This is a genomic window from Methylobacterium aquaticum, assembly GCF_001043915.1.
In the GTDB taxonomy this organism is placed as follows: Bacteria; Pseudomonadota; Alphaproteobacteria; order Rhizobiales; family Beijerinckiaceae; genus Methylobacterium; species Methylobacterium aquaticum.
Genome location: NZ_LABX01000116.1, coordinates 1 through 15,794, shown reverse-complemented (window position 1 = coordinate 15,794; position 15,794 = coordinate 1). Strand labels below are relative to the sequence as shown.

At 70.3% G+C, this 15,794-nt stretch carries 16 protein-coding genes; 5 read left to right on the top strand and 11 right to left on the bottom strand.

The window, feature by feature from the left end; all coding sequences use genetic code 11:
* Positions 1-288: PRC-barrel domain-containing protein (locus VP06_RS15795; protein ID WP_197093214.1), on the bottom strand; the 288-nt coding region annotated here is incomplete at its 3' end.
* A 49-nt stretch (positions 289-337) separates the two neighbouring features.
* Positions 338-694 (bottom strand): hypothetical protein, encoded by a 357-nt coding sequence (locus VP06_RS15790; RefSeq protein WP_053081832.1) that lies wholly within the window; start codon positions 692-694, stop codon positions 338-340.
* 329 nt (positions 695-1,023) lie between these two features.
* On the opposite strand from VP06_RS15790, the gene VP06_RS37220 reads away from it, so the two are divergent.
* From VP06_RS37220 to VP06_RS15770, 4 genes are all read left to right on the top strand, one after another.
* A complete protein-coding gene (locus tag VP06_RS37220; RefSeq protein WP_197093213.1) occupies positions 1,024-1,173 on the top strand; it encodes a hypothetical protein in 150 nt (49 codons plus the stop codon).
* A 34-nt stretch (positions 1,174-1,207) separates the two neighbouring features.
* On the top strand, positions 1,208-2,572 hold the full coding sequence (locus VP06_RS15780; protein ID WP_048464738.1) for an ATP-binding protein: 1,365 nt from the start codon (positions 1,208-1,210) through the stop codon (positions 2,570-2,572).
* Between the two features lies 1 nt (position 2,573).
* A complete protein-coding gene (locus VP06_RS15775) occupies positions 2,574-3,110 on the top strand; it encodes a response regulator transcription factor (RefSeq protein WP_048464737.1) in 537 nt (178 codons plus the stop codon).
* A 113-nt stretch (positions 3,111-3,223) separates the two neighbouring features.
* The gene (locus tag VP06_RS15770) at positions 3,224-4,471 is read left to right on the top strand and encodes an acyl-CoA dehydrogenase (RefSeq protein ID WP_048464736.1); all 1,248 of its coding nucleotides are present in this window, start codon (positions 3,224-3,226) and stop codon (positions 4,469-4,471) included.
* A 36-nt stretch (positions 4,472-4,507) separates the two neighbouring features.
* On the opposite strand, the gene VP06_RS15765 is transcribed toward VP06_RS15770, so the two are convergent.
* The 9 genes from VP06_RS15765 to rpsF form a co-directional block, all read right to left on the bottom strand.
* On the bottom strand, positions 4,508-4,981 hold the full coding sequence (locus VP06_RS15765; RefSeq protein WP_048464740.1) for an opioid growth factor receptor-related protein: 474 nt from the start codon (positions 4,979-4,981) through the stop codon (positions 4,508-4,510).
* Positions 4,982-5,469: 488 nt separating this feature from the next.
* Positions 5,470-6,594: a dimethylsulfone monooxygenase SfnG gene (gene sfnG, locus VP06_RS15760; protein ID WP_048464735.1), complete on the bottom strand. Its 1,125-nt coding sequence runs from the start codon at positions 6,592-6,594 to the stop codon at positions 5,470-5,472.
* Between the two features lie 185 nt (positions 6,595-6,779).
* Positions 6,780-8,030, bottom strand: a complete 1,251-nt coding sequence (locus VP06_RS15755; RefSeq protein ID WP_048464734.1) for an acyl-CoA dehydrogenase family protein — start codon at positions 8,028-8,030, stop codon at positions 6,780-6,782.
* A gap of 143 nt (positions 8,031-8,173) precedes the next feature.
* Positions 8,174-9,271, bottom strand: a complete 1,098-nt coding sequence (alr, locus tag VP06_RS15750; RefSeq protein WP_048464733.1) for an alanine racemase — start codon at positions 9,269-9,271, stop codon at positions 8,174-8,176.
* Positions 9,272-9,353: 82 nt separating this feature from the next.
* Positions 9,354-10,841 carry a replicative DNA helicase gene (locus VP06_RS15745; RefSeq protein ID WP_048464732.1) on the bottom strand — a complete coding sequence of 496 codons (1,488 nt, stop codon included), beginning with the start codon at positions 10,839-10,841 and terminating at the stop codon, positions 9,354-9,356.
* Positions 10,842-11,132: 291 nt separating this feature from the next.
* Entirely contained in the window at positions 11,133-11,702 is a 570-nt protein-coding gene (rplI, locus tag VP06_RS15740) for a 50S ribosomal protein L9 (protein WP_048464731.1), read from the bottom strand.
* Between the two features lie 104 nt (positions 11,703-11,806).
* Positions 11,807-12,772, bottom strand: a complete 966-nt coding sequence (locus VP06_RS15735) for a DUF2232 domain-containing protein (protein ID WP_048464730.1) — start codon at positions 12,770-12,772, stop codon at positions 11,807-11,809.
* A 109-nt stretch (positions 12,773-12,881) separates the two neighbouring features.
* Complete coding sequence (gene rpsR / locus VP06_RS15730) at positions 12,882-13,136, bottom strand: 30S ribosomal protein S18 (protein WP_048464729.1); 255 nt, start codon at positions 13,134-13,136, stop codon at positions 12,882-12,884.
* A 3-nt stretch (positions 13,137-13,139) separates the two neighbouring features.
* A complete protein-coding gene (rpsF, locus tag VP06_RS15725) occupies positions 13,140-13,607 on the bottom strand; it encodes a 30S ribosomal protein S6 (RefSeq protein ID WP_048464728.1) in 468 nt (155 codons plus the stop codon).
* Between the two features lie 482 nt (positions 13,608-14,089).
* Here rpsF and VP06_RS15720 point away from each other — a divergent pair.
* Positions 14,090-15,794: phosphatase PAP2 family protein (locus VP06_RS15720; protein ID WP_048464727.1), on the top strand; the 1,705-nt coding region annotated here is incomplete at its 3' end.

The following is a 15,794-nucleotide window of genomic DNA, read 5'->3' as shown; positions in this document are numbered from 1 at the left end:
GCCGATGCCGAGGAAGCCGCCGACGCCGATCACCACCGCCCGCACCCGGCCGTCCTCGGTCAGCAGCACGTCCTCGATCTCGCCGACCCGGACGTGGTCCATGCCGATCACCGGCACGCCGACGAGCTTCGAGGCCCGCAAGGAGCCGGGCTCCGGCCGGGTCAGGAATCCCGCCGCCGGATCCGGGGCCGGCTGCTGCTGCGCGAGAGCGGGCGCGGCCATCAGCGCCAGGGCGAGGGGCAGGGCGAGGGGCAGGGCGCCGAGAAGGGCGCGCGATGCGGTCGTCATGTCGGGTCTCCGGGCTTTCATGCCCTCAACGGGACGGGAGCGCCAGGGTTCACCAGCGCAGGCGGTCCACCAGCCCGCCGACCGTCGCGCGCGCCGATCCCGCCGCGGCGAGCGCCCAATCGCGGGCACGGGCGAGGACACCGCGGGTCGCCCGCGCCCGTGCCTCGGCCTCCTGCGCCGCCAGCATCGCGTGGACATAGGCGTCCTCCTGCGGCTTGCAGGCGGCGAGCGCGGCCCGCTGTGCCGCCCGCCGCTCCATCCCGAGGGGCTGGGCGCCGAAAGCCTGCCGCACGCAGGCATGCCAGCGGGTCTCGAGCGCCGCCAGGTCGGCCTCCTCGGCGGTCGCCGGCCCGCTGGCGAAGGTCAGAAGCATCACGAGGCCCGGGTGCTTCCACCGCACCCTCATCGTGGCGATCCTTGCGCAAGGGGCCATGGTGGATCTCGAGATCGGAGGTGCCGGAGGCGGCGTCTCTCTCAACACAAGATCTCGGGCGAAGTCGAGGCCGGAACGACTGTGTGCGCTGGCGCACATCGGGCGTCGGGGACAGGTCGCTGCCGAGTGACGAATGTTGACATTCATCACTCGTCCGGTAGGTTCTGGACATGCGGCCGGGCCGGCCGCGACCTCGGGTTGAGCTCCGCCCCCTCGCTCCGCCCAAGGCCGTGAACGGCCCGGCCGTACCCGTTTTCGCCGCCCGGCTTTACGCGCGGCGGCGTTTCTGGCACCGCCCGCTCATGTCGCTGCGCGCCTGCCTCGTCCTCGCCCTCCTCACCGGTCTCGTCGGCCTCTGCTTGCGCCTCGCCGTGCCGGTCACGCCGGTCGATCAGGATTACCGCGACGTGGTCGCGTTCTACCGTGCGATGCCGGCGGGAAGCGGGCACTGAGCGGCCGGTCCCGTCCCGATCGGAGCAGGGCCGCATGACCGAGTGGGCCGCCTTGCGCCGGACCGCCCGCGCGCTCCTCGGACGAACCGCGCGGCACCTCGGCATCGGCAGCCTGGCGGGGCTCGGCGATGCCGATGCGCCCGAGGACCATGATGGCGGGCGCCAGAACCTGCTGCTCCTGGTCCAATTGCGCTGGATCGCGGTGGCGGGCCAGGTCGTCACCATCGCGGTGGCGCAACTGGGCCTCGGCATCGCGCTGCCGCTCGGGCCGATGGCGGTGGTGCTGTCCGGGCTCGTCCTCCTCAATCTCGTCAGCCTCGCCTGGATCGCCCGCAGCGGCGGCGTCACCGAGGGCGTGCTGTTCGTGGCGCTCCTCCTCGACGTGCTGGCGCTCACGGTGCAGCTCTCCCTGAGCGGCGGCGCCACCAACCCGTTCACCTCGCTGTTCCTGCTCCAGCTCACCCTGGCGGCGGTGCTGCTCAGCAGCCGGGCGACGATCGGCCTCGTCGCCGTCACCACCGCGGCGCTCGGCGTGCTGATGCTGGCCTACCGGCCGCTGGTGCTGCCGCCGGGCGACAGCGACGAGCTGCTTCGGCTCTACCTCGTCGGCATGCTGGTGGCCTTCGTGATCGACGCGGCGCTGATCGCGGTGTTCGTCACCCGGATCTCGCGCAACCTGCGCCGGCAGGATGCGCGGCTGGCCGACCTGCGCCAGCGCGCGGCGGAAGAGGACCACATCGTCCGGATGGGGCTGCTGGCCTCGGGGGCGGCGCACGAACTCGGCACGCCGCTCTCCTCGCTCTCGGTGATCCTCGGCGACTGGCGGCGGATGCCGGAACTCACCGCCTCGCCCGACATCGCCCGCGAGATCGAGGAGATGCAGGAGGCGGTGGGGCGCTGCAAGGCGATCGTCACCGGCATCCTGCTCGCTGCCGGCGCGGCTCGCGGGGAGGCGCCGCACCTGACCACCGTGCGCGGCTTCGTGACCGAACTGGTCGGCGACTGGCGGCGGATGCGCTCCTGCTTCTGCCTGGAGGTCCGCGACGAGTTCGGCGAGGATCTGGAGATCGTCTCCGACACCGCCCTGAAGCAGGTCCTGTTCAACGTCCTCGACAACGCCCTCGACCTGTCGCCGAACTTCGTCGAGCTGGCGGCCCTGCGCGACGGGGACACCCTGCGGCTCTCCGTCACCGATCGCGGACCGGGTTTCGCGCCCGAGATGCTGGCGCGGCTCGGCCAGCCCTATACATCGAGCAAGGGCCGCCTCGGCGGCGGGCTCGGGCTGTTCCTCGTCGTCAACGTCGTGCGCAAGCTCGGCGGCACCGTGGAGGCCCGCAACCGCAGCTATGGAGGCGCCGTCGTGACCATCAGCCTGCCGCTCGCCAGCCTGACGGTCTGAGATGGCCGAGGATGACCGCCTGCTCGTCATCGTCGAGGACGACGACCGCTTCGCCGCCACCCTGACGCGCTCGCTGGAACGGCGCGGCTACACGGTGGTGAGCCTGACCGGCCTCGGCGCCCTGGAGGCGCTGCTCGCCGAGCGCACGCCCACCTACGCCGTCGTCGACCTGAAGCTCAACGGAGAATCGGGCCTCGCCTGCGTCAAGGCGCTCCACGACCACGATCCCGGCATCCTCACGGTGGTGCTCACCGGCTATGCCAGCATCGCCACCGCCGTCGAGGCGATCAAGCTCGGCGCCTGCCACTACCTGGCGAAGCCCGCCAACACCGACGACATCGAGGCGGCCTTCTCGAAGGCGGAAGGCGATGTCGACGTCTCCCTGGACGGCCGGCCGACCTCGATCAAGACGCTCGAATGGGAGCGCATCCATCAGACCCTGGTCGAGACCGACTTCAACATCTCGGAGACCGCCCGGCGGCTCGGCATGCATCGCCGCACCCTCGCCCGCAAGCTCGACAAGCAGCAGGTGAAGTAATCCCGATGCGTGCCGCCGCCTGCATGGCTGGGACGTGCGGAATGCGGTTTCGCATCCTGGCGGAGCCGACGGGCCCGGGGTAACGTCCCGCCGCACTTCAAGGGAGGAGACGCATGAACGCCCCATCCGCCGCGGTCGCGACCCAGACCAACCTCAGCCCGGCCAAGCCCCTCGAAGGGGCGCGCGGCGCCTTCCGGTGGGACGATCCGTTCCTGCTCGACGACCAGCTCAGCGACGACGAGCGCCTGATCCGCGATTCCGCCCGCAGCTTCGCCCAGGAGCGGCTGCTGCCCGGCATCGTCGAGGCTTATGCCGAGGAGAAGACCGACCGCTCGCTCTTCAACGCCATGGGCGAACTGGGCCTGCTCGGTGTCACCCTGCCGGAGGAATATGGCTGCGCCGGCGCGACTTACGTCGCCTACGGGCTCGTCGCCCGCGAGGTCGAGCGGGTCGATTCCGGCTACCGCTCGATGATGAGCGTGCAATCCTCGCTCGTCATGTACCCGATCTACGCCTATGGCGACGAGACCCAGCGCAAGACGTACCTGCCGAAGCTGGCCTCGGGCGAGTTCGTCGGCTGCTTCGGACTGACCGAGCCGGATGCCGGCTCGGATCCGGCCGGCATGAAGACAAGGGCCGACAAGATCGACGGCGGCTACCGCCTCTCAGGCGCCAAGACCTGGATCTCGAACGCTCCGATCGCCGATGTGTTCGTGGTCTGGGCGAAGTCGCCCGCCCACGACAACCAGATCCGCGGCTTCATCCTGGAGAAGGGGATGAAGGGGCTGTCGGCACCGAAGATCAAGGGCAAGCTCTCGTTGCGCGCCTCGGTCACCGGCGAGATCGTGATGGACGGCGTCGAGGTGCCGGAGAGCGCGCTCCTGCCCAACGTCTCGGGGCTGAAAGGGCCGTTCGGCTGCCTCAACCGGGCCCGCTACGGCATCTCCTGGGGCGCCATGGGCGCGGCGGAGGATTGCTGGCACCGGGCGCGGCAATACACCCTCGACCGCAAGCAGTTCGACCGGCCCCTCGCCCAGACCCAGCTGGTGCAGAAGAAGCTCGCCGACATGCAGACCGAGATCGCGCTCGGTCTTCAGGGCAGCCTGCGGGTGGGACGGCTGTTCGACGAGGGCCGGATGGCGCCGGAGATGATCTCGCTCGTCAAGCGCAACAATTGCGGCAAGGCGCTCGCCATCGCCCGCGAGGCGCGCGACATGCACGGCGGCAACGGCATCATGGGCGAGTACCACGTGATGCGCCACGCCCAGAACCTCGAGACGGTGAACACCTACGAGGGCACCCACGACGTCCACGCCCTGATCCTGGGCCGGGCGCAGACCGGGTTGCAGGCGTTCTTCTAAGCCTCCTTCGCCGAAGGGGTCGACGGTTCGGCGGCATTAGGCTTCCACGGCTTTTCGCCAAAAGTCGAGGCTCTCCGGGTTCACCGGGGAGCCCGCCGCCCGGTTGAGGGCGGTGATCCTCTCGTGGAAGACCCGGGCCTCCTCCAGCCCGACGAGGTCGCGCAGGGAGGTCAGGATGCGGGTGATGCGCAGGTGGTTGTGGTCGTAGGGCCGCAGCCACCCCTTGGTCTCGGCGTAGAAGAAGAGCATCCGGGCACGGGCCGCGGTCAGGCTGTCCTGCGCCCATGGATCGTGCCGGATCGCCTCGGCCTCCGCCGCCCCGATCACCGGCGCCCCCGGCACCGCCCGGCTCGGCTCCCGCAGCGGGAACAGCCACTGGATGAAGTCGTGCACCCCCTCGATCTGAGCGTCGTCGAATCCCAGCACCTCGGGGAAGCTGCGGCCGCTCCCGTCCAGACCCCGCAGGGTCAGAAAGGCGTGAACCGGTCCCGCGATCTCGTCTGCCGCCATGCCGGCCTCCTGCATGCCAGCGTCGTGGCGTGCCTCCTGCGATCTATGGCGACGCGCAGCGGCGGACAGGCGGGGCGGTCGCGCAATCGCGGCTGCATTGCTGGCGCGCGCCGCAGAACCACGACAGGCTGCCGCTCTTGAGTCAGGCGCCGCCGCATTGGCGGGAGGCGCCTTGGATCGGCCGGACATGGACCGGCTCGGTCAGCCCGCGCGGCCGGCCCGCCTCGGCGGCGAGGGGCTGCATGGCGGCCAGGAGAGAAGGATCGCCGTCGTGCCGGAGCGAAGCAGAATCTTGACCGGACCGTTGTTTCGACGGCCCGATCATCGGATCAGCGCGGCACCGGCTCGATAAAATTGCACTTCATTGGTGCGGACCGGACACGAGAGCGCCGCCCGATCGCGGTGCAACCGGGCAGCGCGCCAGATTTTTCATCGGCCGCCTTGTCTTTCGGCGAGCCGGTGCCCCGTCGTCGGACGATGCGCGAGGGTCACGCCGCCTCCTTCCGCTCGGCCCGCGCCGCTTCCAGCGCCCGCACCCGCGGGATCACATGCTCGCCGAAATACGCGACCTCCTCCTGGAAGTGCAGGAAGCCGAGAAGCGCGAGATCGGCGCCCGCATCCTTGAGCGCCAGGATGCGCTCGGCGATCTGGTCCGGCGTACCGATCAGGTTGGTGCGGAAGCCGTCATTGTACTGCACCAGATCCTCGAAGGTGGAACTCGCCCAGTTGCCCTCGCGCTCGGGTGAGGCGGCACCGGCATTCTTCACCTCGTGGCCGAAGGCGCGCACCGCCTCGGGATCGGCCTGGTCGATGATGTCCTTCAGGACCGAATGGGCCTCCTCCTCGGTGTCGCGGGCGATCACGAAGGCGTTGACGCCGATCCTCACGTGCCGGCCTTCCGCCGCCGCCTTGTGGCGGATGTCGTCGACCTGGAGACGGAGCTTGTCCGGGGTGGCGCCGTTGGTGAAGTACCAGTCGGAGACCCGGGCCGCCATGTCCCGCGCCGCCCGCGACGAGCCGCCCTGGAAGATCTCGGGCAGCGGTTCGGCCGGCTTCGGCTTCAGGGTGTAGTTGCTGTAGCGGTAGAAATCGCCCCGGAAGGTGAAGGCGTCCTCGGTCCAGATCCCGCGCAAGGACCGGATGAACTCCTCCGAGCGGCGATAGCGCTCGTCGTGGTCGAGCCAGGGCTCGCCGATCGCCCGGAACTCGCCCGAGAACCAGCCGCTGACGATGTTGACGGAGATGCGCCCGCGGGTGAGCTGCGAGATCGTGGCGATCTGCTTTGCCGCGATGGTCGGATTCCAGGGTCCAGGCAGGATCGCGGCGATGACCTTCAACGTGTCGGTGGCGGCGAGCAGCGCGTGGCTGAAGGCGACCGATTCGTGCTGGTACTCGGCGCCGTAGCCGGCGGTGAAGCGGATCTGGGTCAGGGCGTAGTCGAAGCCCGCCTTCTCGGCGATCCGCGCCAGGTCGCGGTTGTAGTCGCCGTCCCAGCCCGTGCGCTGGGGGATCTTGCTGACGACGAGGCCGCCGGAGACGTTCGGCACCCAATAGGCGAAACGGATCGGCTCGGGGGGGTGCTGCGGGGTTTGCTGCGGGGTTTGCTGCGTCATGGACGGATCCTCGCTTGGTTCCTTGAAGAAGAGCCGGCGCCGTCCGTCGTGGCGGCGCGGTCGATCCCAAGTATCGGGACGATGTTCCGCGCCGTCAAAAGCATCATCGTGCTTTTTTGCAGCCCGCACGGGAAGCCCGTTCTCCGGAACGGGCGGCCCGTGCGGATGATCTTCCGAATCGGTGCTCAGCCCTTCGGCCGCTCGCGGTTGCCGTATTGCGCCAGTTCGAGCCGGGCGATCGAGCGGTTGTGGACCTCGTCCGGCCCGTCGGCGAGCCGCAGCGTGCGGATGCGCGCGTAAGAATAGGCGAGGCCCGCGTCGCTGCTGACGCCGGCGCCGCCATGGGCCTGGATCGCGTCGTCGATGACCTTCAGCGCCATGCGGGGCGCCGCGACCTTGATCATCGCGATCTCGAGCTTGGCGCCCTTGTTGCCGACCTTGTCCATCATGTCGGCTGCCTTGAGGCAGAGGAGGCGGGTCATCTCGATGTCGATGCGGGCCTCGCCGATGCGCTGCTCCCAGACCGAGTGGTCGGCGATGCGCTTGCCGAAGGCGACGCGGGTCAGCAGGCGCTTGGCCATCTTCTCCAGCGCCTCCTCGGCAACGCCGATGGTCCGCATGCAATGGTGGATGCGCCCCGGCCCGAGCCGCCCTTGCGCGATCTCGAAGCCGCGGCCCTCGCCGAGCAGCAGGTTCTCGGCCGGCACCCGCACGTCATGCAGGATCACCTCGGCATGGCCGTGCGGCGCGTCGTCGTAGCCGAAGACCGGCAGCATCCGCACCACCTCGATCCCGGGCGTGTCGAGGGGGACGAGGATCTGCGATTGCTGCTGGTGCAGGGGCGCGCTGGTGTCGGTCTTGCCCATCATGATGGCGACGGCGCAGCGGGGATCGCCGACGCCCGAGGACCACCACTTGCGGCCGCTGACGACGTAATGGTCGCCGTCGCGGCGGATCCGGGTTTCGATGTTGGTGGCATCCGACGAGGCCACGTCCGGCTCGGTCATCAGGAAGGCCGAGCGGATCTCGCCCGCCATCAGGGGGGTGAGCCAGCGCTCCTTCTGCGCCCGGGTGCCGTAGCGGTGCAGCACCTCCATGTTGCCGGTATCGGGCGCCGAGCAGTTGAACACCTCGGAGGCCCAGGAGATCCGGCCCATCTCCTCGGCGCAGAGCGCGTAATCGAGGTTGGTGAGCCCGGCGCCGCGGAAGTCGCCGTCGTCATGCTCGGGCGAGGGGGGCAGGAACAGGTTCCACAGCCCGGCCTCGCGGGCCTTGGGCTTCAACCGCTCGATCACCGGCACCGGCTGCCAGCGATCGGCGCCGAACGCCTCCATCTCGGCCTTGTAGGTCGGCACCGCCGGGCGGACATGCTCGTCCATGAAGGCCCGGACCCGGTCGCGCCAGTGGCGCTGCCGCTCGGAGAGGGTGAAGTCCATGCGCGAATCCTCCCGTCGCCGGGGTCTCGCGCCCCGGCCTTGCGGAGGGGAGCCTAGCGCCAACCGGGCGCGAGCAAAACCGCCTTTTCGAAAGGCGTGGGGCGCTTGCGCTGCGCCGGCTCCGTACCGGGTTTTCGAATCGGTCAGTCCCGATAGATCCGCTCGTAGCGCCGGCCGAGATTGGTCAGGATCTCGTAGCCGATCGTGCCGGCGCTGCGCCCCACCGCGTCGAGGTCGAGCCCGTCGCCGATCAGGGTCGCGGGCGCGCCGCGGAACAGGGCCTCCCGCGGCGCCCCGGTGACGTCGAGGATGATGAGGTCCATCGAGACGTTGCCGACGAACGGGCAGCGCGCGCCGCCGACCACGGCCTCGCCGCGGCCGGTCGAGGCGCGGGGAAAGCCGTCGGCATAGCCCAGCGACAGGGTGGCGAGGCGGCGCGGCCCCGGGGCGGTCCAGCGGGCGTTGTAGCCGGCGGTCTCGCCGGCCGCCACCTCGCGGATCTGGAGGATGCCGGCTTCCAGCCGCACCACCGGGCGCATCGGGTTGTCGCGGCCCGGCCGCGGATTGCCGCCATAGAGGGCGTAGCCCGGACGGGCCAGGTCGGCGCGGCAGGAGGGCAGGAAGTCGCCCGAGGAATTGGCCAGGGAGGCGCGGATCCCCGGATAGGCGGCGCGCAGCCGTGCGAACGCTGCGGCCTGATGGTCGGTCAGGGGATCGTGCTCGACCTCGGCGCTGACGAGATGGCTCATCAGGAGGTCGATGCCGGCTTGGCGCACCAGAGGGTCGCCGGCCAGCCCCAGCCCCTCCGGCACCGACAGGCCGAGGCGGTTCATGCCGGTATCGACGTGGAGCGCCGCCGGGCGAATCACGCCCTCGTCGCGGTTGGCCGCCGCCCACTCGGCGATCTCGTCGTGCGAGCCGAGCACCGGCCGCAGAGCGGCGGCCCGGTAGGCCGGCGCGCGGCCCGGGGGGAAGCCGTTCAGCACGTAGATGGCCGCCTCCGGCACCGCCTCCCGGGCGGTGAGGGCCTCCGACAGGTGGGCGACGAAGAAGGTGCGGCAGCCCTCCGCCCACAGGGCAGGCGCCGCCCGGGCGATCCCGCACCCATAGGCGTCGGCCTTGATGACCGCCGCGGTCTCCGGGCACTCCGCGGCCTGGGCGAGGACCCGCCAGTTCGCCCGCAGGGCCGCGAGGTCGATGGTGAGGCGGCCGCCATGGCCGATGGGGCTCGATTCGCTCATGTCCCCGGTCTACCCCCCCAACGAGGGCGGCGCCAGGGCCCGGGAGGGGCCGCCTGACCGAAAGTCAGGCAGAGTCTCCGCCTCACATCGTATCGGGCAGCCGGTCGCCCTGGGCCAGGTTCGAGAACCGGGTGATCTCGGCGTCGAACTGAAGCTCGACCGTGCCGGTCGGGCCGTGGCGCTGTTTGCCCAGGATCACCTCGGCCTTGCCGTAGACGCGGTTCATCTCGGCTTCCCAGGTGAAGAATTCTTCCGTGCCCTCGCGCGGCTTCTTGTTCTTGACGTAGTATTCCTCGCGGAACACGAACATCACCACGTCGGCGTCCTGCTCGATCGAGCCCGATTCGCGCAGGTCCGAGAGCTGCGGCCGCTTGTCGTCGCGGGCCTCGACCTGGCGCGAGAGCTGCGACAGGGCGATGATCGGCACGGCCAGTTCCTTGGCGAGCGCCTTCATGCCGGTGGTGATCTCGGTCATCTCCTGCACCCGGTTGTCGCCCTTCTTGGACGAGCCGGAGAGGAGCTGGAGGTAGTCGACGACGAGGAGGTCGAGGCCGCGCTGGCGCTTGAGCCGGCGGGCGCGCGCGGCGAGCTGGGCGATCGAGATGCCGCCGGTCTGGTCGATGTAGAACGGGATCGTCTGCATGTCCCGGGCGGCGTCGGTGATCTTGTAGAATTCCTCCGGCCGGATGTCGCCGCGGCGGATCTTGTAGGAGGCGACGCCCGATTGCTCGGCGATGATGCGGGTGGCGAGCTGCTCGGCCGACATTTCGAGCGAGAAGAAGCCGACGATGCCGCCGTTCTTGGTCGCGATGGTGCCGTCGGGCTGCTTCTCGCCGACGTAAGCTTTCGCGATGTTGAACGCGATGTTGGTGGCGAGCGAGGTCTTGCCCATGCCGGGACGCCCGGCCAGGATGATCAGGTCCGAGGCTTGCAGGCCGCCCATCTTGGCGTCGAGGTCGGACAGGCCGGTGGCGATGCCCGACAGCCGCCCCTCGCGCTGATAGGCTTTGGCCGCCATGTCGACCGCCGCCGTCAGGGCGTCGGAGAATTTCTGGAAGCCGCCATCGTACTTGCCGGTCTCGGCCAGTTCGTAGAGCCGGCGCTCGGTCGCCTCGATCTGCTCGCGCGGCGAGGTCTCGACCGGGGCCTCGTAGGCGCCGTTGACCAGGTCCTCGCCGATGGTGATGAGGCGCCGGCGGAGCGCCAGGTCGTAGATCGTCCGGCCGTAATGCTCGGAATTGATGACCGTCGTCGCCTCGGCGGCGAGCCGCGCGAGGTACTGGCCGACCGTGAGGCCGCCGAGATCGGCGTCGCCCAGATAGGTCTTCAGCGTGATCGGGCTCGCGAGCTTGCCGGCCTTGATCAGGCTGATCGACACCTCGTAGATCCGCCGGTGCACCTCCTCCATGAAGTGCTCGGGGAGCAGGAAGTCCGAGACCCGGTAGAAGGCGTCGTTGTTGACCAGGATCGCACCGAGCAGCGCCTGTTCCGCGTCGATGTTGTGCGGCGCGACGCGGTATTCCTGCTGCACGGGTTCGAGATTCGCCGTCAGGGTGCTGGGAATGGCCATCCGGCGGGGCTCCGGCTCATCGAGGGGGGCGGCACGGGTCGATGCGACCGCGTGTCAGATCATAGACGCTGCGGCGACCATCGCATCGTCGTCGTTGACCAAACCTTGCATCCTTGACGAAACCTTGCCCGAGGGCCGCGGCCGGTCGTCCGAAACGCAGGCGGGGCCCGCGACTCACGCCGCGAACCCCGCCATGCTGGAACAAAATGGGAACAAGTCAAGTCCGATCGCCGGGCTTGTCCCCGTTGTCCCGGCTATCCCGCCCACGGGACGGGACAGCCTGGGGATCGATCAGCGGTCGTCCGCCTCCGGGCCGGCCTCGGCCAGGGCGGCCCCGACCTCGAGGCCGAGATCGTCGAGGTTGAACTCCTCGCGGGTGGTGGTCGACTCGCCGCGGGACTGGCGCTCGGCCTCCTCGGGGCTGCGGGCGACGTTGACGGTCACGGTGACCTCGACCTCGGGGTGCAGCACGACCGGGACCGTGTGCAGACCCAGCGTCTTGATCGGCTGCGCGATGTTGAACTGGTCGCGGTTGATGGTGAAGCCCTCCTGGGTCACCACCTCGGCGAGGTCGCGCGGGGAAACCGAGCCGTAGAGCACGCCGGTCTCGCCGGCCTGGCGGATGAGCACGAAGCTCTTGCCGTTCAGGGTCTCGCCGACCTTCTCGGCCTCCGCGCGGCGCTCGAGGTTGCGGGCCTCGAGCTGGGCGCGCTGGTCCTCGAAGCGCTTCTTGTTGGCCTCGGTGGCGCGCAGGGCCTTGCCGCGGGCGAGGAGGAAGTTGCGGGCGAAGCCCGCCCGCACCTTCACGGTTTCGCCCATCTGGCCGAGCTTGGCCACGCGCTCGAGCAGGATCACTTCCATGGTCGTCGTCCTTTGCTGGGGGACCTCGCGGCCCCGGATGGTGATGGCGGGGATGCCGCCGTCGGGGATCCGGATCGCCTGGGCGGCCCGGGGATTCGTTGGCGTCAGGCCACCGGCGGCGCCTGAGCCGGCCGGCGGCGCCCGGCGAGGGCGTCGACGAGGCCGAAGACGGCGAGCGCCGCGAGCGCCAGCCCCTGCGTGAGGAAGACCAGGACGTAGAGGCCGATCAGCATCGGCGTGCGCCCGGGCTTGCCCCGGCTGCGGTCGTGCAGCGCCGCCAGCCCTTGCAGCGCCAGGGCGGTCGAGAGGGCGCCGAGCAGCGCGACCCCGAAGGCCCCGGCATAACCCGGCGCGACCGACAGCACGGCGCCGATCACCAATCCCCACAGGGCCCGGCGCGGCAGGACGGTGGCGGGGAGATCCGGCCAGGGCCGGGCCAGGCGGCCGGAGATCTGCACCACCCGGGCTCCGGCCCAGAGATAGAAGGTGAGGAGCAGCGTGAAGGTCGTCGCCATGATGGCGGGGGCGAGGCCGGCGACCCGCTCGGCGATGCGGGCGAGGTCGTCCTCGTCCAGCCCGGCGCCCCGTGACGGGGATTCCTGGATCTGGAGCTGGAGCATCGCCTGGGCCAGGCGGCGGACCCGGTCCTGGTAGGCGGCGTGGTCGCCGGAGGACAGCATCACCACGACGACGAGGGCGAGTGCCGCGGTGACGGCGACCCAGGCCAGAAGGCGCCCGGTCGGGTACCATTCCATCTCGCCCGCCGCCGCTCCACCGGAGGCTTTGGGACGGCCGAGCAGGGCGAGATAGCCGAGCCACCAGGCGGGCAAGGCCGTCGAGACCAGGAAGGCGAGGCCGCGCAAGGGCGAGGAGACGAGGGCGAGGGCGAGCGTGCCGGCGGCGGCGGCCACGAGGCCGGTCCGGTGGCTCCAGCCCATCGCCACGATCAGGATCGGCAGCGGGGCGAGCAGGTAGAGCGCGAGCGCGAGCGGCGTGGCCTGGACGACGACCCCGATCAGGAGCGCCGAGGCGAGGCCGGCGATGACGCCGATGCCGGTATGACGAACCATGACAAGACCTGTCCGCTGTCCCGCCGCCCGGTCCGGGCGGGGTTAGAGGCGGTAAAGGCCCGCCCCAGCGACCCGGCGGCGCGATGCCGCCGGGTTGTTGATCAGAGGTTTAGCGGATCACGTAGGGCAGGAAGCCCAGGAAGCGGGCGCGCTTGATCGCCTGGGCGAGCTCGCGCTGCTTCTTGGCCGACACCGCGGTGATGCGCGAGGGCACGATCTTGCCGCGCTCGGAGACGTAGCGCGAGAGCAGCTTCACGTCCTTGTAGTCGATCTTCGGGGCGTTGGGGCCCGAGAACGGGCAGGTCTTGCGCCGACGGAAGAACGGACGACGGCCACCGCCGCCGCCACCAGCACCGAAAGCCATGGCTTACTGCTCCTCGTTCGTGTTGCGGTCGGCGCGGTCGCCGCGCTCCGGACGCTCGCCGCGCTCCGGGCGGTCCCCGCCGAAGCCGCCGCCGAAGCCGTCGTCGTCGCGGCGACGGCCGCGCTCGCGGTCCTTGCGCTCGTCGCGGTCGCGCTTCTGCATCATCGCGGACGGCTCGGCCTCGAGCGCCTCGACGCGCACGGTCATGAAGCGCAGCACGTCCTCCGAGATCCGCATCTGGCGCTCCATCTCGGCGAGGGCCGCCGGGGGAGCGTCGATGTTGAGGAGGGTGAAATGCGCCTTGCGGTTCTTGCGGATGCGGTAGGCGAGGGACTTCACGCCCCACATCTCGGTCTTCTCGACCTTGCCGCCGTTCTGCTCGATGACGGACTTGTAGGTCTCGACCATCGTTTCGACCTGCTGCGAGGTCACGTCCTGGCGAGCCAGGAACACATGCTCGTAAAGAGCCATGATGGGCCTTTCTCAGGGAGACTAAGGCCCGCTGCTCGACAACGCGGGAAGCGGTTTCGGGCGTCGGGCCGGTTCGTCCTCGCGTCGCACGGCGCCAAGCCCTTCGAGCCTGCAAAGGCCCGAGCGGTTGTTCGAAGGCGGAGACACGGGACGACGGGGCGAGCCCCTATGCCGGGTCTGGAAGACCCGACACCGTCCGTTCAGCCCCCGGCCGGAGCGAACGCGAGGCGCGGCCTATAGCAGGTTCCCGGGAAAGGGCAAGGGCTTCTGGGCAAGAGCTTCTGGGCAAGGGTTTCTTGGAAAGAGCGAGGGGATGCCCTGTGTGCCGTCCCGGTCGGCGCCGCCGCGTGTCGTCGCCCTGTTGCGCGGATGTCACGTGGGCGGCTCGCCTCATTTATGACTAGATTATGAATATGCGCGAATCCTCACTTTGCGTCAGCCCTTGGCCGCGGATCGACCCTCCCGCCCCGGGGACTTGAACCATGCACCTCCGATACGGCGTTTCCCGCGCCGCCCTCATCGCCGGAACCGTGGCCGGCACCCTGAGCGGCTCCGCCGCCCTGGCACAGACCGCCAACGTCACGCCGGCCGCCGCCAACGTCATCACCCTGCTTGGCCCCTATCTGGGCCTCAACGCCACGGCGGCGGGGCAGGCGATGCTGCGGGCCAACCTCGATCAGGCGGTGGCGCTCAACACGCTCTCGACGCCGGCCCGCAAGGCCGAGGCGATGAGCGACAAGAACCTCTTCATCTCGGTCGGGGCGGCCTATTCGCCGGCCGGCCTCACCGGCTACGGCGCGGGGGCGAACCTCGCCGGCGGCCTGCCGCCCCAGGCGGCGGTGAACGGTCTCGTGCCGCAGCGCCCGGTCGGCGGCCTCGGCTCCGTCCTCGGCCCGATCTACGTCCGCGGCGTGGCCGGCGGCGCCACCGGCCCGCTCGGCGCGACCGAAGCCCTGCTCGCCTCGTCCTTCGCCCTCGCGGGGACCGATTCGTCGGTGGCCAAGAACTACTTCGCCAACGGTGCGGCCAACAATCCGAGCACCCTGCCGGCAAACTACGTCGCGGTGCCGGCCGTGGCCCCGTCCGGCTCCTCGCTGCCGACCTTCGGCGGCCTGCCCAACACCCGCGACAGCGTCTACGACCTCGCCTACGGGGTGACCAACACCCAGGCCGGCCAGGATCCCTATGGCAGCTCGCGTCCCTATCAGGTGGCGCCGGACCGGATCACGGTCTTCGATCCGACGGCGCGCGTCGGCGTCGACACCAATCCGTCCTTCCCGAGCGGCCACAGCACCTACGGCTACGTCTACGGCACCCTGATCGGCATGCTGGTGCCGCAGGCCTACCAGAGCATGGTGCTGCGCTCGGCCGAATACGGTGAGAGTCGCAGCGTGCTCGGCGTGCACTACCCGCTCGACATCATCGGCGGCCGGGCCCAGTCGTATTACGACCTCGCGCAAGGCTTCACCAACCCGCTCTACATCAACAACGCCGCAACCACCGGCACCGCCATCGACCTGCCGAGCCTGTACACCCAGGCGTCGAGCCAGATGCAGAGCTACCTGGCGGCCCAGTGCGGCGCCTCGGTGGCGACCTGCGCGGCAAGCGCCGCCAACACCGCCAACAACCCCTACCTGCCGTCCGCCGCGAACCAGGCCCTCCACCAGCAGCGCCAGACCTTCGGCCTGCCGACCCTGACCTTCGCGCAGGCGCCGCGCGAGGCGGCCCCCGCGGGCGGGCCCGACGCCTCGATCCTGCTCGCCCCGATCTACGGCGGCAGCTCCGCGGCAGCCCAGCGGATCGCCCCCACCGGTGGCCTCTCCGGCACCCTCGCCACGGACACGATCAACCAGATCGTCGTCAACACCGAGTCGAACGCGCTCACAGCCTTCTACGGCACGCCGCTCAGCTACTGGACGCGCGTCGACCTGTACTCGGCCGCCGGCTACTTCGGCAACGTCATCGGCACCTTGCAGATGGCCGCCACCGACCGGCTGACCACCGACGTCGCCATCGGCCAGACCGGCGCGCTCTTCGCCAACGGCACCATCGCCGGCCAGGTCACGGTCGGCGCCGGCGGCCTGCTCGGCGGCACCGGCACGGTCGGCGGCGTCGTGGCCCAATCCGGCGGCACCGTCGCCCCCGGCAACTCCATCGGCACCCTGACCGTCGCCGGCAACGCCACCT